Annotated in this window: 14 protein-coding genes; 8 read left to right on the forward strand and 6 right to left on the reverse strand. The window is 70.9% G+C overall.

The window, feature by feature from the left end; translation table 11 throughout:
* Nucleotides 1-13: 13 nt before the first annotated feature.
* From KUF83_RS37510 to KUF83_RS37520, 3 genes are read right to left on the reverse strand one after another with little or no spacing between them, the layout of a single operon-like run.
* A complete protein-coding gene (locus KUF83_RS37510) occupies nucleotides 14-835 on the reverse strand; it encodes a carbohydrate ABC transporter permease (protein WP_217459525.1) in 822 nt (273 codons plus the stop codon).
* Between the two features lie 28 nt (nucleotides 836-863).
* Nucleotides 864-1,826, reverse strand: coding sequence for a carbohydrate ABC transporter permease (locus tag KUF83_RS37515; protein WP_217459526.1), 963 nt, complete (start codon nucleotides 1,824-1,826; stop codon nucleotides 864-866).
* Nucleotides 1,827-1,879: 53 nt separating this feature from the next.
* On the reverse strand, nucleotides 1,880-3,196 hold the full coding sequence (locus KUF83_RS37520; RefSeq protein WP_217459527.1) for a sugar ABC transporter substrate-binding protein: 1,317 nt from the start codon (nucleotides 3,194-3,196) through the stop codon (nucleotides 1,880-1,882).
* Nucleotides 3,197-3,564: 368 nt separating this feature from the next.
* On the opposite strand from KUF83_RS37520, the gene KUF83_RS37525 reads away from it, so the two are divergent.
* The 3 genes from KUF83_RS37525 to KUF83_RS37535 all read left to right on the forward strand — a co-directional run bounded on the left by KUF83_RS37525 (nucleotide 3,565) and on the right by KUF83_RS37535 (nucleotide 9,791).
* Nucleotides 3,565-4,593 (forward strand): LacI family DNA-binding transcriptional regulator, encoded by a 1,029-nt coding sequence (locus KUF83_RS37525; protein ID WP_217459528.1) that lies wholly within the window; start codon nucleotides 3,565-3,567, stop codon nucleotides 4,591-4,593.
* A 418-nt stretch (nucleotides 4,594-5,011) separates the two neighbouring features.
* Nucleotides 5,012-8,281: a discoidin domain-containing protein gene (locus KUF83_RS37530; protein WP_217459529.1), complete on the forward strand. Its 3,270-nt coding sequence runs from the start codon at nucleotides 5,012-5,014 to the stop codon at nucleotides 8,279-8,281.
* Nucleotides 8,282-8,294: 13 nt separating this feature from the next.
* Nucleotides 8,295-9,791, forward strand: coding sequence for a family 43 glycosylhydrolase (locus tag KUF83_RS37535; RefSeq protein ID WP_217459530.1), 1,497 nt, complete (start codon nucleotides 8,295-8,297; stop codon nucleotides 9,789-9,791).
* Here the strand turns inward: KUF83_RS37535 and KUF83_RS37540 are convergent.
* Together KUF83_RS37540 and KUF83_RS37545 are read right to left on the reverse strand one after the other, a co-directional pair.
* Nucleotides 9,763-11,001 carry a PP2C family protein-serine/threonine phosphatase gene (locus KUF83_RS37540; protein ID WP_217459531.1) on the reverse strand — a complete coding sequence of 413 codons (1,239 nt, stop codon included), beginning with the start codon at nucleotides 10,999-11,001 and terminating at the stop codon, nucleotides 9,763-9,765. The two genes, KUF83_RS37535 and KUF83_RS37540, sit on opposite strands and share 29 nt — an antisense overlap.
* A gap of 109 nt (nucleotides 11,002-11,110) precedes the next feature.
* Entirely contained in the window at nucleotides 11,111-11,869 is a 759-nt protein-coding gene (locus tag KUF83_RS37545) for an IclR family transcriptional regulator (protein ID WP_217459532.1), read from the reverse strand.
* Between the two features lie 231 nt (nucleotides 11,870-12,100).
* Between KUF83_RS37545 and KUF83_RS37550 the strand changes: the two genes are divergently transcribed.
* From KUF83_RS37550 to KUF83_RS37570, 4 genes are read left to right on the forward strand one after another with little or no spacing between them, the layout of a single operon-like run.
* Nucleotides 12,101-13,672 carry an ABC transporter substrate-binding protein gene (locus KUF83_RS37550; protein WP_217459533.1) on the forward strand — a complete coding sequence of 524 codons (1,572 nt, stop codon included), beginning with the start codon at nucleotides 12,101-12,103 and terminating at the stop codon, nucleotides 13,670-13,672.
* Between the two features lie 15 nt (nucleotides 13,673-13,687).
* Complete coding sequence (locus tag KUF83_RS37555; protein WP_217459534.1) at nucleotides 13,688-14,614, forward strand: ABC transporter permease; 927 nt, start codon at nucleotides 13,688-13,690, stop codon at nucleotides 14,612-14,614.
* A 14-nt stretch (nucleotides 14,615-14,628) separates the two neighbouring features.
* Nucleotides 14,629-16,743, forward strand: coding sequence for a dipeptide/oligopeptide/nickel ABC transporter permease/ATP-binding protein (locus KUF83_RS42345; RefSeq protein WP_254644940.1), 2,115 nt, complete (start codon nucleotides 14,629-14,631; stop codon nucleotides 16,741-16,743).
* Nucleotides 16,736-17,761, forward strand: a complete 1,026-nt coding sequence (locus KUF83_RS37570) for an ABC transporter ATP-binding protein (RefSeq protein ID WP_217459535.1) — start codon at nucleotides 16,736-16,738, stop codon at nucleotides 17,759-17,761. The genes KUF83_RS42345 and KUF83_RS37570 overlap by 8 nt, the downstream gene beginning before the upstream one ends.
* A 56-nt stretch (nucleotides 17,762-17,817) precedes the next feature.
* Here KUF83_RS37570 and KUF83_RS37575 read toward each other — a convergent pair whose 3' ends face one another.
* Nucleotides 17,818-18,582 (reverse strand): sugar isomerase domain-containing protein, encoded by a 765-nt coding sequence (locus tag KUF83_RS37575; protein WP_217459536.1) that lies wholly within the window; start codon nucleotides 18,580-18,582, stop codon nucleotides 17,818-17,820.
* 244 nt (nucleotides 18,583-18,826) lie between these two features.
* Here KUF83_RS37575 and KUF83_RS37580 point away from each other — a divergent pair, with 244 nt between their 5' ends.
* Nucleotides 18,827-19,711 (forward strand): MurR/RpiR family transcriptional regulator, encoded by an 885-nt coding sequence (locus tag KUF83_RS37580; protein ID WP_217459569.1) that lies wholly within the window; start codon nucleotides 18,827-18,829, stop codon nucleotides 19,709-19,711.
* Nucleotides 19,712-19,718: the final 7 nt, after the last annotated feature.

Raw genomic sequence — 19,718 nt, forward strand, 5'->3', positions numbered from 1 at the left:
GTCGTCCGGTGCTTCAGCCCTTGAGCGCACCGGACATGAAGCCCCGCATGTAGTGCCGTTGCAGCAGCAGGAACAGCAGCAGGCAGGGCACGGCGAGGACCACCACGCCCGCTTCGGTGGCCCCGTAGTCGACGGCGCCCATGCTCTGCTGCCGGAGGTTCGCGACGGCCAGCGGCAGGGGCGCCTTCTCGCTGTCCGAGATGAGGATCAGCGGGGCGATGAAGTCGTTCCAGGCCGCGAGGAACGCGAAGAGCCCGACGGTGATCAGCCCCGGCCGCACCGCCGGGAGGAGGATCCGGCGCAGGGCGCCCGCCGTGCCGCACCCGTCGACGAACGCCGACTCCTCCAGTTCGCGGGGCACGGCCTCGAAGGAGATCCGCATCATGAAGGTGGCGAACGGCAGTTGGAACATGGTGAGCACCAGGCTCAGCCCGACGAGCGAGTTCTGCAGGTGGAGTCTGCCGAGCAGTACGTAGAGGGGGATGAGGAGGGTGGCGTACGGGACCATGAGGATGGCCAGGGTGAGCAGGAACAGCAGGTTCTTGCCGGGGAAGTCGAAGCGGGCGAAGGCGTAGCCGCCCAGCAGGGACACTCCGAGGGTCAGGGCGACCGTCAGGGCGGAGACGACGGTGCTGTTCAGGAGGTACCGCCACAGGCCCGCGTCGTAGTCGAGCAGGGTGCGGTAGTTGCCGAGCCCGTAGCCGGATTCCTGGGCGGTGCCCGGCTGTCCGCTGACGGAGGCCCAGGCGTTCCACAGCAGGGGGAAGAGGAAGATGACGGCCAGACCGCCCGCTACGACGAAGTAGGGCGTCCTGCCGAGGGCGCGGGTCAGCACCGTGGTGTCCCTTCTCGCGAGGTACGGCTCATGACTCGTCGGCGCGGCGCAGTCCGCGGAACTGGAGGGCGTTGAGCAGGAGCAGTACGGCCAGCACGATGATCGACAGGGCGGCGGCGGTACCGAGGTCCAGCCGCTGGAAGGCCTCGCGGTAGATCAACTGGACGACGGTGACCGTGCTGTTGTCCGGTCCGCCCTTGGTGAGGATGAAGAACTGGTCGAAGGCCAGCAGGGATCCGGTCACGCAGAGCAGCAGGGTCAGTGCGAGGGAGGGCCGCAGCAGCGGCAGGGTGATGCGGCGGAAGATCTGGCCGCGGCTCGCGCCGTCCATGCGGGCCGCCTCGTACACCTCGTGGGGGATGCGCTGGAGGCCGACGAGGAGGATCAGCATGTAGAAGCCGGCGAACTTCCAGACGATGAGGAAGACCGTCGACAGCAGGGCGGCGGTCGGTGTGCCGAGGAAGGACACCGGGTCGTCGACGAGGCCGAGCTTCTCCAGGATGCGGCTCAGGGGTCCGGTGGTGGGGCTGTAGAGGCCCCAGAACAGCAGGGACGCGGAGGCGAGTCCGAGGGCGCCGGGCAGGAAGTACACCGTGCGGAAGAAGCCCGCGGCGGGGCGGGCCTCCTGCACCAGCAGGGCGAGGCCGAGGGCCAGGCCGAGGAGCACGACCGTGACGATCACGGTGTAGAGGAGGGTGAAGCGGATCGCGGGCCAGAACAGGGTGCTGTCGGTGGCGTCGGTGTAGTTCTCCGGCGCGTTGACGCCCCGGTCGCCCGCGAGGAGCGGCCAGTCGCTGAGTGACATCTGTCCGACGAGCAGCAGCGGCAGCAGGAAGAACACCGCGACGAACACGGCGGTGGGAGCCGCGTAGGCGAGACCCTTCAGGGTGCGGGGCCGCCACCGGGGCGGGGTGGGGCGGGGCGGGTGGACCCGGCGCTGTGGCCGGGTCCGGGGTTCGGCCGGCGCCGGGTCGGCCGCCTTCACCTGCATGGCTCTCCTTAGCCGGGTGACGTGGGAGGGGTGGTGCCGCGGCCGGGTGCCGTTCAGTCGGCCAGTGACGAGCTGACCGCGTCGTTGTCCTTGTCGAGGGCCGCCCCGTCGCCGAAGACGGCGTTGCGCATCAGGCTCAGCCAGGGCCCGTTGGGGTCGTTGAAGGTCTGGCCGAACTTCAGGGCGTACGGGGTGCGGCCGTCGGCCACGAGTTCGTTGATGGTCACCAGGCGGGGGTCCGCCTCGGAGTGCTTGTTGGACGCGAGGTCGGTGCGCGCCACCACGTCCTTGTGCGCGGCGACCACGTCGACCTGCGCCTTGTCGCCGAGGGACCAGGCGAGGAAGTTCCAGGCCTGGTCGGCCGACCTGCTGGTGGCCGAGATGCCGATGGCGTCACCGCCGACGAAGGTGGACCTGCCGCCGTCGGGGCCGGGGATGGGCGCGACCCCGAGGTCGAGGTCCTTGGGCATCAGCCCCAGGGTGGTCGACGGCATGGGCATCACGCCGACCTTCCCCTTCGGGAAGACACCGGTCCAGGTCGTGCCCGTCTCGTCGCGTGCGCCGGGGGCCACGATGTCGTCGTCCACCCATCCGCGGTAGGTGTCGTAGACCTTCTTCGCGGTGTCGGAGGCGAGCTCGGCCGCTGTTCCGTCCTTGTTCAGCACCTCGTCGCCGGCGGCCCAGATGGAGGGCCACCAGGTGAAGACGCCGCAGCCGCCGCAGTTGCCGCCGAAGAAGGTGCCGTTGACGCCCTTGCCGAGCGCGTCCACGGCCCGTGCCTGCCGGTCCCATTCACCCAGGCTGGTGGGCGGCTTCTCCGGGTCGAGTTCCGCCTGCCGGTAGAGGTCCTTGTTGTAGAAGAGGACCGACAGGTCGAGGGTGTGCGGCACGACGTACTTCTTGTCCTCGTACGTGCCCGCCTTGATGTGCGACTGGGCGAGGCTCTTGGCGAAGGGCAGGGCGTCGATGCGTTCGGTGAGGTCGGCGAACAGTCCGCTGGAGGTGTAGTTGGGGACGAACACCACGTCGGAGGCGAACAGGTCGGGCAGGTCCTTCGCTCCCGCGGCCGCTCCGACCTTGGCCTGGTAGTCGTCCGTGGGGACGACGGTCAGCTCGATCCTGTTCTTGTGGCTCGCGTTGTACGCCTCGACCAGTGCCTCGCTCTGCGGCCGGGTCGCCGCGCGCGTCCACATCGTCAGCGTGGCGCCGTCGTCGGTGCCCTTGGCGTCCGCCGCCGTCCCTCCCCCGCCGCCGTCGGGTCCGTCGTCCCCGGAGCCGCATGCCGTGACCAGGCTCGCGGCGGCCAGCAGCGCGATGGCACCGGTGACGAGGCGGTGTGTACGTCCACGTGGTCCGGCCGTGCTCCCCATGGTCGATCCCCCTTGTGCGGCGGCGGGCGTGGGCCGGCCGGCGGGACGATGGATGTGGTGGCACTGAACTCTGCGGTGGAGTCCGACAGCGGACGAGCACGTCGGACGTCGGCGTCGGAACGCGTCGGACGAGCACCTCGAACGCCGGCGTCGGACTTCCACGACGGAAAGAGAACGAAAAGGCTTTCTGCAAGTTAGGACCCGGCTCACCGCCCGTCAATCCCCTTGCCAGGAAAGGCTTTACGCGACTTGCCGAAACCCGTGGAAGCGTCATGTCCGCACCTCGGCCGAAACTTCTCGCGTACCGTTTCCGGCGTGACGTGCCACCCTCGACGGCCTCGGCACGCGACGCGAGACAGGAGAACCCCATGGCACAGGCCATCGACCCCTCCCGTTCGGGGCCCGCCACGCTCAGCGACGTCGCCCGGCTGGCGGGCGTGTCCCTCGCCACCGCGTCGAAGGCCCTCAACGGCCGCAGCCAGGTGCGTGCCGAGACACGGCAGCGGGTGATCGAGGCGGCCGAGCGACTGTCGTTCCGGCCCAACCAGCTGGCCCGTGGCCTGCTCGCCGGGCGCACGGGCACCGTCGGTCTGCTCACCAGCGACCTGGAGGGCCGGTTCGGCATCCCGATCCTCATGGGTGCCGAGGACGCGTTCGGGGCGGGTGAGGTCGCGGTGTTCCTCTGCGACGCCCGCGGGGACGCGATCCGTGAGCAGCACCATGTCCGCGCCCTGCTCGGCCGCCGGGTCGACGGCCTCATCGTGGTGGGCAGCCGGACCGACCCACGTCCGTCCCTGGGCCGCGAACTGCCCGTCCCCGTCGTCTACGCGTACGCGCCGTCGGAGGATCCGGCGGATCTGTCCATCGTCCCCGACAGCGTGGGCGCCGGCCGGATCGCAGTCGGTCACCTGCTCGCCTGCGGCCGTACGCGCATCGCGCACATCACCGGGGACCCCGGGTATCTCGCGGCGCAGGAACGGGCCGAGGGTGCCCGGGCCGCCCTCACCGACGCCGGGCTCGGCCTGGTCGGCGAACCGCGGTTCGGGGTGTGGTCGGAGGGCTGGGGGCGGGCGGCCACCGCGATGCTGCTCGACCAGCACCCGGACGTGGACGCCGTCCTGTGCGGCAGCGACCAGATCGCCCGCGGCGTCATGGACGTACTGCGTGAGCGCGGCCACCGGGTGCCGGAGGACGTGGCGGTGATGGGCTTCGACAACTGGCAGGTGCTGACCTCCGCCTCCCGCCCGCCGCTGACCAGCGTCGACATGAACCTCGAACAGGTGGGGCGGGCGGCCGCGCACGCCCTGTTCAGCGCGATCGCCGGGGCGCGGCGGTCGGGCGTGGAGACCCTGCCCTGCCGAGTGGTGATCAGGGGGTCCACCGCGGCTCTGTCCTGAGGGCCGAGGGGGCGGGCCGTGCCGGGCCGCGCGCCTCCCTCTTGACACTTCCGGAGCACAGACCTACGTTGCGAAAACCTTTTAGGTCGCTTTCAGCGCCTCTCCGGCACGCGGGGTCTCCCTCCCCGGCAGGTCCCGTTCTCGCTCTCCAGCGCTTCCCGTGCACGTCCGCACAGCTGCATGTCATGAGCACAACACACTCGACGGCAGTCGACGAGCCGTCTCCCGGCACGTCCGGGCGACGGCGTGTGCCGTCAACCGGACAGGGAGCTCCGATGAGAAGACGACGGCCGGCGTCCCCGGAAAGGGACGCCCTGCACGCCCCGCACCACTTCATGTCATCCGGGGCCGGCGGGACCGGACCCGAAACCACCTGCGCCCGCGGCCGGTTGGACGCCCGCCGCCGAAGGGCACTGTCGTGAAGCGCCTTCTCGTCGCACTGGTGCTCATCATCTGTTCCGTCGTCACCGCGGCTCCGGCCCATGCCGCGCAGACCATCGGCTTCCCCACCTTCAGCGGGCCCGCGATCCCGGCACCGCCCGTCGCCCACACGACGGGCGACATGATGCGGAGCATCTACGACGCGGAGAGCTCGGGGACCGACTTCTGGATGGACCGTCTGCTGGCCCGCACCGGCAACGACCCGGCCGGGCCCTGGCTGATGACCCGCGGCCGCGCGCTCTTCATGAAGACCCACGACCCCGCGGTGCTCGGCTTCGGTGGCCACGCCGCCTACTGGGAGAGCGTCAACGACAACAACGCCTACAGCGTGGCGCTCTCCCCCGGCACCTTCACCGAGCAGGTCTCCCAGCGCCGGCAGACGCCCAGCCACTGGAAGAGCGTGCACACCAGCGGCTCGGTCACCGTCGACCAGACCAAGTTCATCACCGACAACAACGTCGCCGTCACCAACCTGTCGATCAGGAACACCGGCAGCGGCTCCACCACACTGCAACTGCGGGCCACCTCCCCGCACGCCACCTCCGGCAGCGGCAGCGAACTGACCGGGCAGGTCAACGCGTACAACAACCTCACCACCCTGCGCCCGCGGCTCACCGGCGACGGTTTCGCCGTCTCCGGCGGCGGGCTGAACCGGTCCGTGACGATCGCGGCCGGAGCCACGGTCACGGCCAAGGTGGTGATGGGCTTCGTCACCGACGAGATCCCCGAGTCCCTGACGGAGTACAACGCCTACGCGGGCTACTCCAACAGCACCGCGTTCGCCACCCACGTCAGGGCCTACAACCTGTGGTGGGCGCAGAACGTGCCCTACATCGACGTCCCCGAAGGCGCGATCAAGAAGAACATCTACTACCGCTGGTGGCTGATGCGCTTCAACAGCCTCGACGCCGACATCCCCGGGCAGACCTTCCAGTTCCCCACCTCGACCGAGGGCGTGCTCGGCTACAACAACGCGATCGCGCTCACCCAGCCCATGCACATCGACGATCTCAAATACCTGCGCAACCCTGCCTACGCGTACGGGGACTGGCTCAGCGTGGGCCAGACCTCCAAGGGCGCCCGCTTCCTCGACAACCCGGGAGATCCGGAGAACTGGTCCAACAGCTACACCCAGTACATCGCCGAAGCGGCCTGGAAGAGCTACCAGATCCACGGCGGCCAACCAGGCATCGCCGCCAACCTGGCCCGCTACGCCGAGGGTGACGTCAAGGGACAGCTCGCCCACTACGACCACGACAACAACAAGCTCATCGAGTACGACTGGGGCGCCCTGACCGGCAACGACGCCGACGCGGTGTCCTTCCACTGGAAGCCCGGGAACATGGACCGCGCCGAGTCCGCCTACCAGTACAGCGGCGCCCTCGCCGCCGCCCAGGCCTACGAGGCGATCGGCAACACGGCCAAGGCCACCGAGATGCGCACCCTCGCGACGCAGATCAAGGACGCCATCGTCAACGTGCTCTGGAACCCGAACAGGCAGCTGTTCGAGCACCGGCTCAAGTCGACCAACGAGTGGGTGCCCTGGAAGGAGATCAACAACTACTACCCGTTCTCGGTCGGAGCCGTCCCCAACACGGCGACGTACCGGCAGGCCCTGCGGCTGTACGACGACCCGGCCCAGTATCCGGTCTTCCCCTTCTACACGGCCAACCAGGTCGACAAGAAGGCCGCGGCCGACGCCGGGAACCCCGGCTCCAACAACTTCTCCACCATCAACTCCACCGTGCAGTTCCGCCTCTACTCGTCGGTGCTGCGCAACTACCCCAACTCCGCGATGAGCGCGACCGACTACAAGAAGCTCCTCTACTGGAACACCTGGGCACAGTACGTCGGCGGCAACACCCAGTGGCCGGACGCCAACGAGTTCTGGGCCGACTGGAACGGCACCGGGATCGACTACCGCTCCTGGATCCACCACAACATCCTCGGCAGCAGCAACTGGACCGTGATCGAGGACGTCGCGGGGCTGCGCCCACGCAACGACGCGAAGGTCGAGCTCTCCCCGATCAACATCGGCTGGAGCCACTTCACCGTCAACAACCTCCGCTACCGTGGCGCCGACCTGTCCATCGTCTGGGACGACCCGGCCGACGGCGTGGTCCGCTATCCAGGCGTCCCGGAGGGCTACTCGATCTACGTCAACGGCAACCGGGCCGCGACGGTCAGCTCCCTGGTGCCCTTCACCTGGGACCCTGCCACCGGCGACGTCACCACCAGCGGCACGGTCACCCACCACACGTCCGTCGCCGGGCTGAAGGCCCCGAACCAGGTCGTGCAGAACAGCCCCCGGATGGTCGACATGCTCGCCAAGGCCGGCGTCGACCTGACCGCGGACCTCACCAACCTCGCCTCCGGGGCGACCGTGTCCGCCTCCCACACCGGGTCCGGCAGCAGCACCTCCGGGGCGGTCGACGGCTTTCCCACCAACGAGCCGTTCTGGGGCGCCGGCGGCTCCGCCAACAGCCAGGACTGGTACGAGCTGAACCTCGGCAGCGCCCGCACGCTCGACGAGGTGCGCCTGTACTTCAAGGACAGCCGCCCGGCCAGTACCACCTACCGGGCGCCGTCCGCGTACACCGTCCAGTACCACAACGGCAGTTCGTGGGTGAACGCGCCGAGTCAGACCAAGAGCCCGGCCGCGCCACGCGCCAACTACAACCTGGTGCGGTTCCCGGCGGTCAGCGCCCAGCGCATACGCATCCTGGCGACCAACGCCTCAGGCGCCAGGACGGGGCTCACCGAGGTCAAGGTGTACAACCGGGGCGGCGTCCAGCCGCCGGCCAACCAGGCGACGTCCGCGACGGCGTCCGCGTCGTACACCTCCTCCTGGGAGAGCGTCGCCGCGGTCAACGACGGGATCGATCCGCCGTCGTCCAACGACGCGGTGAACCCGCGCTGGGGAACCTGGCCGGAGACGGGCCAGCAGTGGGCCGAGCTGACCTGGCCGTCCGCGAAGACCCTCGACAGGGCCGAGGTGTACTTCTTCGACGACGACCAGGGCATCGACATGCCCGCCTCGTGGAAGCTGCAGTACTGGAACGGCAGCGCCTACGTCGACGTGCCGGGCACCGGCGGCTATCCACTGGCCAAGAACCAGTACAACACCGTCACCTTCACCCCCACGAACACGACCCGACTACGGGTGCTGCTCACCGGCAACGGCAGCAGCTCCGTCGGGCTCCTCGAAGCCAAGGTGTACGGCCCCCCGGCAACCTCCAAGCGATGAAGGGTGTGCCCCAGTGACCCGTTCCAGATGCCTGTCCGTGCTCACCGCCGTGCTCGCCGTTGTGGTCGCCCTCCTCGTGGCACCCCCGCCCGCGGCCGCCGCCGTCGCCTTCACCTCGACGGGGGTGAACCAGAACGGCGGCAACTGCCTTGAGCTTCCCGGGGGTTCGACGACCAACGGAACACAGCTGCGTGCCGCCGCCTGCGGTGCCGGTGCGAACCAGGACCTCGGCTTCACCCCGGTCGCGGGGACGAGCGACACCTACACGATCACCACGCGGTCGGGTCAGTGCGTCGACGTGTCCGGCGCGTCCACGGCGGACAACGCCACGATCATCCAGTGGCCCTGCCACAACGGGACGAACCAGCGGTGGCGGCTCGCACCGGTGTCCGTGACCGGAACGGACAAGACCTTCAACCTGGTGTCGGCCGGCTCCGGCAAGTGCGTGACGCCCAGCGGCGGTTCGTCGGCCTCCAACACCGGCCTGGTGCAACTGCCGTGTGCCACCGCGAACGGGAGGGTGTGGCGGCTGCCGGGCTTCACCGGCGGCGGCACGAGCCCGGGGACGTTCACCAACCCGCTCGCCCAGCGCGGCCCCGACCCCTGGCTCACCTACCACGACGGGAACTACTACCTCGCCACCACGACCTGGAACTCGACGGTCACCATGCGCAAGGCCGACACCCTGGCAGGTCTGAAGACGGCCACGGAGCAGGTGATCTTCAACCTCTCCCGGCCCAACGGCGCCGGCACGATGTGGGCCCCGGAGTTCCACCTGCTCGACGGCCCCAACGGGAAGCGGTGGTACTTCTACTACACGGCCGGGCGGGAGCCGTACGACCTGGGCACCCAGCGGATCCACGTGCTGGAGAGCGCCGGCCTGGACCCGATGGGGCCCTACAGCTTCAAGGCCGACCTGCTCGATCCGGCCCAGGACAACACCTGGGAGCTGGACCCGGGCATCCTCCAGCTCGACGGCAAGCTCTATCTGCTCGGCACCTTCTACAACGGTTCGCAGCCCATGTTCATCAGGCCGCTGTCGAACCCGTGGACCGCGAGCGGTACCCGCCGGGTGCTGTCCACCCCGACCCACGGCTGGGAGACGGTGGGCGGCGCGGTCAACGAGGGCGCCGAGGTCCTCCAGCGGGGCGGGAAGACCTTCATCGTCTACTCCGCCAGCCACTGCTCGACGCCCGACTACAAGCTGGGGATGCTCACGTACAACGGGGGTGACCCGCTCAGCTCCTCGTCCTGGGTCAAGTCGCCGAACCCGGTCTTCCAGCGGTCCAACGCGGCCGGTGTGTACGGGCCGGGCCACAACGGCTTCTTCAAGTCGCCCGACGGGACCGAGGACTGGATGGTCTACCACGCCAACAGCTCGGCCTCCGGCGGTTGCGACATGAACCGGAGCACCAGGGCGCAGAAGTTCACCTGGAACGCCGACGGCACGCCGGACTTCGGCACGCCGGTGGGTCTCGGCGTCAGCCTGACGGCACCGTCGGGCGAGTAACCGCCTCTGCGGGAACCGCCGCTGCGGGAACCGTCGGTTCGGGAACCATCGCTTCCCGGGCCGACGGTTTGCGGATCAGGAGCAGCGCGGCGTCGTCGTGGAGCCGGCCGCCCACGTGCGCCAGCAGTTCGCCGTGGATGGCGCCGAGGGTGCGCGAGGGCTCGTCGGACACGTGGCGGGCCAGGCCTTCCACGAGGGGGTAGAACGCGCGGCTCCGGTCGCGGGCCTCGGTCACCCCGTCGGTGTAGAGCAGCAGTTGGTCGCCGTCGGCGAAGGGCAGGACCTGCAGGTCCGGGGTGTGGCCCGTGAGGGCGCGCAGCCCGAGGGGCGGGGCCGGGTGTGTCGGCTCCGCCGCGACGACGTTCCCGGCCGCGTCCACCAGCAGCGGGGGCGCGTGTCCGCAGTTGACGATTTCCAGGTGTCCCGCGTCGGTGTGCCCGGCCCGCGGGTAGCCGGCGACGACGGCGGTGACGAAGTCGTCGTGGCCGAGATTGCGCGCGAGGCTGCGCTCGATGCGCTCGACGACGGCGAGGAGGTCGGGCTCGTCGTAGGCGGCCTCGCGGAAGACGCCGAGCACCAGCGCGGCGGTCCCCACGGCCGGCAGCCCCTTTCCGCGCACGTCGCCGACGATCAGGCGGACCCCGTACGGCGTGGGTATCAGCGCGTAGAGGTCCCCGCCGATACGGGCCTCGGCCGCGGCGGCGCTGTAGCGGACGGCCACCTGGAACGGGCCGACCGTGGCGGGCACGGGTTTGAGCAGGGCGTGCTGGGCGGTCTCCGCGACGGAGCGGACGGCCGCGAGCACCCGTTCCCGGCGTCCGCGCAGCGCGCTGGCCAGGCCGCCGGCCAGGGTGACGGCGGCCAGGGCGCACAGCACGGCCGCCAGTTCCCGGCCCGGGACGCCGTCGCGGATGCCGAGCGTGGCGCCGAGCGCCGCGGCGAGGAGACCCACGCACAGGACGCCGCGCGGTCCGTTGGTGGTCGCGGCCAGGGCCGGTCCGGCGGCGAGGAGGGGCAGCCAGATCATGCCCGCTCCGCCGAGGAGGTCGGTGAGCGCGACGACGGAGACGATCAGCACGGGCAGGACGGGCGTCCCGGCGGCCAGCCGGACGGCGGCGCGCCTGCGGGCCGGGCTTCCGGGGCAGGTCACGCGGTGCCGGAACAGCCGGGCCTGCCGGTGGTCGCCCCCGTGGTGTCGCGCCTGGCTCATGCGGCAGCAGTCCTCGTCTGTGGATGGGCGCACCTACGGGACGTACTCCCGAAATGCCTGTTTCATCCAGGAAACGGTGTCGGCCGGGGCTGCCACAAGGCGGCGGATTTCAGATAGTGAGCGAGAGGCCCCGGGTCACCCGGTCCGCGGCAGGGATCAGCCGCGCACTGATCTCCTCCAGCCGGGAGAGCCGGCTCACCGGGAGCGAGACGCCGAGCGAGCCGAGCGTGTCCCCGCTGTAGACGGGCACGGCCACGCAGACGGTACCGAGGGCGTACTCCTCCAGGTCCGTGACGGCCGGGGCCACCGGGGAGGAGTCCAGGCGCCGGAGCAGTTCCGGCCGGCTGGTGATGGTCCGTGGCGTGAGGTCGGCCAGGCCATGGCGGGAGAGGTAGTCCTCGCGGGCCTCGTCGTCCAGTTCGCGCAGTACGGACTTGCCCAGGGCCGTGGCGTGCCCGGCGTCCTCGAAACCCACCCAGAGGTCGACGCGCGGGGCCCGCGGGCCGTCGACGATCTCGGCGACCCTGATCTCGCCCTCCTCGTAGAAGGTGAGGTAGGCGGCGGTCGCCAGGTCGTCGCGGAGCGCGGCGAGCGCGGGACGGACGCGACTGAGGAGTGCCTGCCCGCGGCCCGTGCTGCGCAGCGTCTGCACCTTGTCGCCCAGGACGAACCCGCCGTCCTCCAGCTTCCGCACATATCCGTCGTGGACCAGTGTCCGCAGCAGGTGGTAGGCGGTCGCCAGCGGCAGGCCCGTCTCCCGTGCGAGCTGTTTCGCCGGCGCGCCGTTCTCGTGCGCGGTCACCGCCTCCAGCAGCCGGAAGGCCCGCTGGACGGACGCGATGAGCGTAGGCCCGTCGTGCGCACCCATGGGACCAGCGTGCGTCACGCGCACGGAGCGGGCAAGGCGGGCACCGCCCAGGAGGGCCCAGAAGTATTCACATATGCAGACGCACCGTCATGTCCGTACGAATGTCGGCTTGTTGCTGCACACCCCTTGACGTCTTCGACAAAGCCCACCCAATAATGATCGTCCACATATCTAAACCGCGTTCTCCATTGTGGACGGAGTCCCTGGTTGCGCTTGCGGAGGAACAGAACAGTGATCGGTCCAGGCCCAGTGCGCATCCGCTCCCACACCCGTCCACGCCGCAGACGCACCGCGGGCGTGCTCGCGTCGGCCCTCGTCCTGCTGGCCGCCCCGGCCTGCTCGGTCGCCGGTGCCGACCCCATCGGCGAGGGCCCCGGCACCCTCCGTGTCGTCCTGCCCGAGGAGCCGCCGACCCTCGAACCCTGCGACGCCTCGCTCACCGCGACCGGCCGGGTCACGCGCTCCAACATCACGGAGGCGCTCACGGAACGCGATCCGTCCACCGGGCGGCTGGAGCAGGCCCTGGCCACCGAGTGGAAGCGCGACTCGCCCACCTCGTGGACCTTCACCCTGCGCGAGGGCGTCCGCTTCCACGACGGCTCCGCGTTCACGGCCGAGGCCGCGGCCTTCTCCATCGAGCGCGCCACGGAGTCGGACCTCAACTGCAACGTCGACGGCTACATCTTCACCGACAGCAAGGTCACCGCGACACCCGCCGGGGACACGACGCTCAAGGTCACCACCGCAGAACCGGACCCGATCCTCCCGCTGCGCCTGTCCTTCGTCGAGATCGTGCCCACCAGCACCGACCCCGACGCGAGGGTGCGCAAGCCGGTAGGCACCGGGCCCTACCGGCTCGACGAGTGGAGCCAGGGCCGGTTCCTGCGCCTGAAGCGCTTCTCCGGCTACTGGGGTGAGGCCCCCGACTTCGCCGCCGCCAAGTACGTGTGGCGGGCGGAGGGCAGCGTGCGCGCGGCCATGGTCACCAACGACGAGGCCGATGTCGCGATCGGGCTCGCCCCGGAGGACGGCGCGGGCGACCGGGCCGTCGAGTTCACCACCAACGAGGTCTCGTACCTGCGGATGGACGCCACCAAGGCACCGCTCGACGACATCCGGATCCGACGGGCCGTCAACTACGCCATCGACAGGGAGGGCCTGGTCACGGCGGTCTTCTCGGGCCGACCGAGCGGCCAGCTCGTGTCGAAGGGCGTCACGGGACACAACCCGCGGATCAAGCCCTGGGCCTACGACCCCGAGCGCGCCAAGGCTCTCGTGGCCGAGGCCCGCGCGGACGGCGTACCGACCGGCACCACCATCACCCTCATCGGCCGCAACGGCATCTACCCGAAGGCCGCCGAGGCCATGGAGGTGGTGCAGGACGGCCTGATCAAGGCCGGGCTCAAGGTCGAGATCAAGATGCTGGACGTCAACGCGTGGCTGGAGTACCTGCTGCGCCCCTTCCCCAAGGGAATCGGCCCCACCCTCCTCCAGGCACAGCACGGCAACCAGGCGGGGGACGCGGCCTTCACGATGGGCCAGATCTACGGCAGCAAGGGCGCGCAGAGCAGTTACGGGACGCCCGAACTCGACGCCCTGACGACACGGGCCCAGCTGGCGTCCGGCGACCAGCGGCAGAAGGCCTTCGCGGACGCGTTCGCCCACCAGAACGACGAGGTCGTACGGGACGCCGTCATGGCCAACATGACCGGCATCCTCGCTCTCTCCTCGCACGTCCGCTACCGGCCGGACTCGGCCACCAACGACGAGATGCGGCTCTCCGACATGCGCCGCGCGGACTGAGGGAGGAGCGGACCGATGTTCACCATGCTGCGCCGCCGTGCGCTCTCCAGCGTCATCCCCCTGCTGGTGGTGGTCCTGGGAGTGTTCTTCCTGGCCCGCCTCACCGGGGACCCGTCCAACCTGTATCTCCCGCTCAGCGCGACACCCGAGATGAGGGACGAGTTCGCCGCCCGCAACGGCTTCGACCAGCCGCTGCTCACCCAGTTCGGCGACTACCTGGTCCAGGTCGCCCACCTCGACTTCGGCGAGTCGCTGCGCACCGCGCAGTCGGCGAGCGAGTCGGTGCTGCGGGCCTTTCCCGCCACGCTGCAGCTCGCCGGGTGGACGATGCTGCTCGCCGTCGTGGGTGCCGTGGTGATCGGCAGCCTGGCCGCGTACCGCCCCAACTCGGCGACGGACCGCGTCGCGAGCTTCCTCTCCTCGACGGCCGCCAGCATCCCCGACTTCTGGTTCGCCATCATGGGCGTCCTGATCTTCGCGGTGACACTGGGCTGGCTCCCCACGTCCGGCACCGACAGCGCGGCCGCGTGGATACTGCCCGTGGCCACACTGCTCGTCCGCCCCTTCGGCGTGCTGGTCCAGGTCGTACGCGGCGCCATGGTCTCCGCGCTCTCCGCCCCCTACGTGAAGGTGGCCCGTAGCAAGGGCGCCCGCGAGTCGCGGGTGGTCTTCGGGCACGCCCTGCGCAACGCGGCCGCCCCCGCGCTCACCGTCGCGGGGGACCTCGCCGTCGGACTCGTCAACGGGGCCGTCGTCGTCGAGACCATCTTCGGCTGGCCCGGCATCGGCAAGCTCATGATCGACTCGGTGCTCCAGCGTGACTTCGCGGTGCTGCAGGCCGCCGTCCTGCTGACCGCCCTTGTGATCTTCGCCCTCAACATCCTCGTGGACGTCTGCCACGCGATCCTCGACCCGCGGGTCCGGCAGCGGGCGGCGGCGTGAGCCAAGGAAGAGACATGCTCCGTAAGAACACCGTCCGCAAGGACGCGGACCACGACGGCGACGCGAGTCCCGGCACCGGCCCGGTGACGGCCCGGCGCAAGTGGCTCACCCTGCTCCTCCAGGACAGGTTCGCCTGCGCGGCGGCCCTGGTCCTGCTGGCCGTCGGGGTGTGCGCCGTCCTGGGCCCGCTGCTCGTGGGTGACCTGGCGACGCAGCAGAACCTGCGCGATCCCGGCCGGTCGCCGTTCACCCTCGACCACGGCTGGGCCTTCGTGCTCGGCAGCGACTCCCTGGGCCGCCCCGTGGCCGCCCGGCTGATCACAGCGGCCGGGACCACCCTGTCCGTGGCGGTGCCCGCCGTGCTCTGCTCACTCGTCGTCGGCTCGGTCTGGGGCATGTGGGCGGGCTATCACGGCGGCCGGCGCGAGAACGTGTCCCTGCGGATCGCCGACGTGATCCTCAGCTTCCCCTCCCTCCTGCTGGCCGTGGTCGTGCTGTACGTCTTCTCGCCGAGCGCCGCCAACATCGTGCTGGTCCTGGCCGTCGCCCGGATCCCCGTGTACCTGCGCACCGCGCGGGCCGAGTCCGCCGAACTGCGCAGCCGCCTGTTCATGGACGCGGCACGCACCTTCGGCACCGGTAGCTGGGCGGCCATCCGTCGCCACGTCGCCCCCACGGTGCTGCCCACCCTGCTCACCGTCGCCGCGCTCGACTTCTGCTTCGTGATGCTGACCGAGTCCTCGCTGAGCTTCCTCGGCATCGGCATCCAGCCGCCGGACGTGAGCTGGGGGCTGATGGTGGCGCAGGGGCGGCAGGAGTTGCAGAGCTCCTGGTGGATCGCGGTCTTCCCGGGCCTCGCCATCGTCCTGACCACGGTGTCGGCGACCGTCCTCGCCGCCTGGGCCCGGCTGGCGACCGACCCGGGCCAGCGCTGGCGGCACGGCCTGCGACGCGGTGGCCGCCGCGGACGGCTGCGCGGCCGCGCAGCGGCCGAGGGCACGGGGGAGTCCGGAGCCCCGGGCGCCCCGGGTGTCCAGCACGGGCCGGAGTCCGGGCCCGCCGCCCCCACGGCCGCCGACGTCGCGCCCGCCGCGGCCGTCCACACCGTTCCCCGCCCCCGTGAAGGAGCCGGCGGGACCGCCACGGGAGCGCAGGACGACACCCTCGCCGTCGACGCCCTGTCGGTCGACATCCGTACCCCCGCCGGGTCCGTCCCCGTCGTGCGCGGTGTGAGCTTCGCCGTGCGGTCCGGGGAGACGCTGGCGCTGCTGGGCGAGTCGGGATGCGGCAAGAGCATGACCGCCCACGCCGTCGCGGGGCTGCTCGACCCGGCCGCCGAGGTCGTGGGCGGGCAGGCCCGGCTGGAGGGTGAGGACCTGCTGGCGCTGGGTGCCCGGGCCAGGCGCAAGCTGGCCGGCCCCGGTCTGGCCATCGTCTTCCAGGACGCGCTCAGCGCGCTCAACCCGGTCCAGACGGTCGGGGCGCAGCTCGCGGAGCCGTTCCGCATCCACGAGAAGATGTCCCGGCGCGCCGCGAAGGCCAAGGCGGTCGAGCTGATGGAGCGGGTCGGCATCCCGGAGGCTCCCTCGCGCGCCGGCGCCTACCCGCACCAGTTCTCCGGCGGCATGCGCCAGCGGCTGCTGATCGCCATGGCGGTCGCCCTGCGGCCGAAGGTGCTGCTCGCCGACGAGCCCACCACGGCACTGGACGTCACCGTGCAGGCCCAGATCATGGACCTGTTGCGCGAACTGCGCGGCGAGCAGCGGATGGCCCTGGTCCTCATCACCCACGACCTCGGGCTCGTCGCGGAGCACGCGGACCGGGTCGCCGTCATGTACGCGGGCACGGTCGTGGAGACCGGTCCGGTGGGCGAGGTGTTCGGCAAGCCCAACCACCCGTACACGCGGGGCCTGTTGGAGTCGGTGCCGGCCGAGCAGCACAAGGGTTCCCGGCTGAGCTCCATACCCGGGAGCCCGCCCGACCCACGCTCCGTGCCCTCCGGCTGTGCCTTCCGGCTGCGCTGCCCGATGGCCCGCGACCTGTGCGCAACCCACCGGCCCGAGCTGGCCGGGACCGGAGCCGGACGCGCCGCCGCCTGTCACTTCTCGGAGGAACTGGCCGATGCCTGAGCCCGGAACACCCCTGCTGGAGGCCACCGGCCTGGCCAAGACCTTCCCGGTGCCGCGTACCGCGAAGGGCAGCACCAGACTGCGGGCCCTCGCGGGCGTGGACCTGTCCCTCGGCCGCGGCGAGACGCTGGGCCTGGTCGGCGAGTCCGGCTGCGGCAAGACCACGCTCGCCAGGGTCCTGCTGATGCTGGAACGGCCCGACGAGGGAACCGTACGGTTCGACGGAGTGGACCCGTTCTCGCTGTCGGGGGCGAAACTGCTCGCCTGGCGGCGCAAGGTGCAGATGGTCTTCCAGGACCCGTTCGGCTCGCTCAATCCGCGGCTGTGCGCGGCGGACCTGATCGGCGAGCCGTGGCACACCCACCGCGACCTCGTACCCGCCCCGAGGCGCGCGGCGCGCGTGGCCGAACTGCTGGAGATGGTGGGACTGCGCGCCTCCGACGCGCGCCGCCACCCCCAGGAGTTCTCCGGCGGGCAGCGGCAGCGGATCGGCATCGCCCGCGCCCTCGCCCTGGAACCCGAGGTCATCGTCTGCGACGAGCCGGTCTCCGCGCTGGACCTGTCCGTCCAGGCGCAGGTGCTCAACCTGCTGGGCGATCTGCGGGACGAGCTGGGTCTGTCGTACGTGTTCATCTCGCACGACCTGTCCGTGGTGCGGCACGTCGCCGACCGCGTCGCCGTGATGTACCTCGGCAAGATCGTGGAGACCGGATCGGCGGAGGCTCTCTTCGAACGGCCCCGGCACCCCTATACGGCGGCTCTCCTGTCGGCGGCCCCGTCGCTCGCGGCCGGGCGCGGGGCGAAGCGGGAGCGCATCCTGCTCACCGGTGAGATCCCGTCCCCGGCCGACCCGCCGTCCGGCTGCCGCTTCAGAACACGGTGCTGGCGTGCGGAGGACATCTGCGCCGAGGCCGTCCCCGCGGCGCCCCTCGCGACGCCGCACCACACGGCGGCCTGCCACTTCCCGCTGGAGGAGACACCCGTGGCCGCGGCGGCGCCCGGGACCGGGGCTCTCTGAGCGCGGCGCGCGCCGGGACGCTCAGCGGACCCGGCGCGCGCCGCCGTCGGCACGTGTCAACTGGCCGTACGCCGGATGCGGCCCGCGTACCTCGTCTCCAGCTCCAGGTTGCCCTCGAAGCCGCCGGGCACGTTGGCGGAGACGTAGACGGGCGGTCGCAGTCCGTCGGCGAGCAGCCGCGCGGCCGTGTCGGCGACGGTCATCTGGACGAGCATCACCCCGGTGAGGGTGGACAGGGCGCAGACGGCACCGCCGCCGGGGAGTTCGAGGAGTGCGTCGCCCCGCGGAGCGGCGTTGTCGAGGACGACGTCGGCGATGTCCGCGAGTTTCTTCCCGCTGGGGTGGGAGGCGGGGACGGCCCGTGTGTGGGCCAGCGAGGTGATGGCGAGGACCTGGTGGCCCCGTTCCTTGGCCCGCAGCGCCATCTCCACGATGACGTTGTTGACGCCCGAGTTGGAGATGATGACGAACAGGTCCGCCGGTTGCGGCCCGGCGAGGTCGTAGAGCCGTTCGGCGACGCCCGGCCTGCGCTCCAGGAGCGGGTCGTCCAGGACGCTCGGGTCGTCGCCCCCGTACAGGACGAGGTCGGCGATGCTCAGCCGGTTGGTGGGGACCAGCCCTCCGGCGCGTCCGGCGAGTTCGAGGACGAGTGCCTGCGAGTGCCCGGTGCCGAACGCCTGGATCACTCCGTCCGTGCGCACGCACCGGGCCAGCAGTTCGGCGGCCCGGCCCACCGCGTCCCGGGAGGACGCGGCGATGTGCTCCAGGACGTCCAGGCCCTGGCGTGCGTATCCGCCCGCGTTCACAGAGTCGACGGTCACGCGGCACTCCCCACCGGTGGATGAAACCACCACTCTTCATGAGCTTGCTTGAATGAATAAACCATAGGCCACGGACGTCGGGCAACGGGACTTCTCCACGCCCTCGCCACGGCCGGGCGTGGCGGCCTTTCGGTCCTGAGATTCAATCTGCGGGACGGTTGGTGGCTGATACATTCTCAGCTGCACTGCAGGCACCACCGAGGAGATCGGGAACCCCATGGAACGGACCGGCGCCGGCAACGGAATGCCCCCGACGGACGTCACCTCGCTGATCCGCACGGAGCTGCCCCGGCTGGCCGGCTCGCTGCGGAAGGTGGGCGAGCTGATCCTGGAGGATCCCGCGGCCGTCACCCACTCCTCCGCCGCCGAGCTCGGGCGCCGCACCGGCACGTCACAGGCCACCGTGACCCGGTTCTGCCGCGCCATCGGCCTGGACTCGTACCAGCATCTGCTGATCGAACTGGCCCAGGAGCGCGGCCGCGGCGAGGTCTCCGACTGGGGCAGCGCGGAGATCGGCCCCGACATCTCCCCGGACGACGGCCTGGAACGGGTCGTCACCGTCGTCGGCAGCGCGGACCTGCGGGCGGTCCAGCAGACGATCGACCGGATCGACCTCGACGCACTGGAGCGCGCGGCCCAGGCCGTCGCCCGCGCCCGCCGTATCGACGTCTACGGAGTCGGCGGCAGCGGCGCGGTGGCCCAGGAGACCGAGACCCGGCTGTTCCGCATCGGCTGCTCGGTCCGCGGCTGGACCGAGGTGCACGCGGCGACCACGTCGGCGGCGCTGCTCACCCCGGCGGACGTCGCCATCGGCATCTCGCACTCCGGGGCGACCCGGGAGACCATCGAGCCCTTCGAACTCGCCAAGGAGCGCGGCGCCACCACCGTGGCGCTCACGGCGGACCCGAAGTCGCCGCTCGCCCGGGCCGCGGACATCCGTCTCGTCTCCTCCTCCTCCGAGACGAGTTTCCGCACCGGCAGCATCGGCGCCCGGCACTCCGTCCTGGTGCTCATCGACTGCCTCTACGTGCGGGTGGCCCAGCTGTCGTACACCCGGGCCAGCGCCTCACTGGCCCTGACCGACCACATCGCCGGACAGCACGCGGTGAAGAACCGCCGCACACGGTAGGCCACCC

This window comes from Streptomyces sp. BV286 (assembly GCF_019090165.1).
GTDB lineage: Bacteria > Actinomycetota > Actinomycetes > Streptomycetales > Streptomycetaceae > Streptomyces.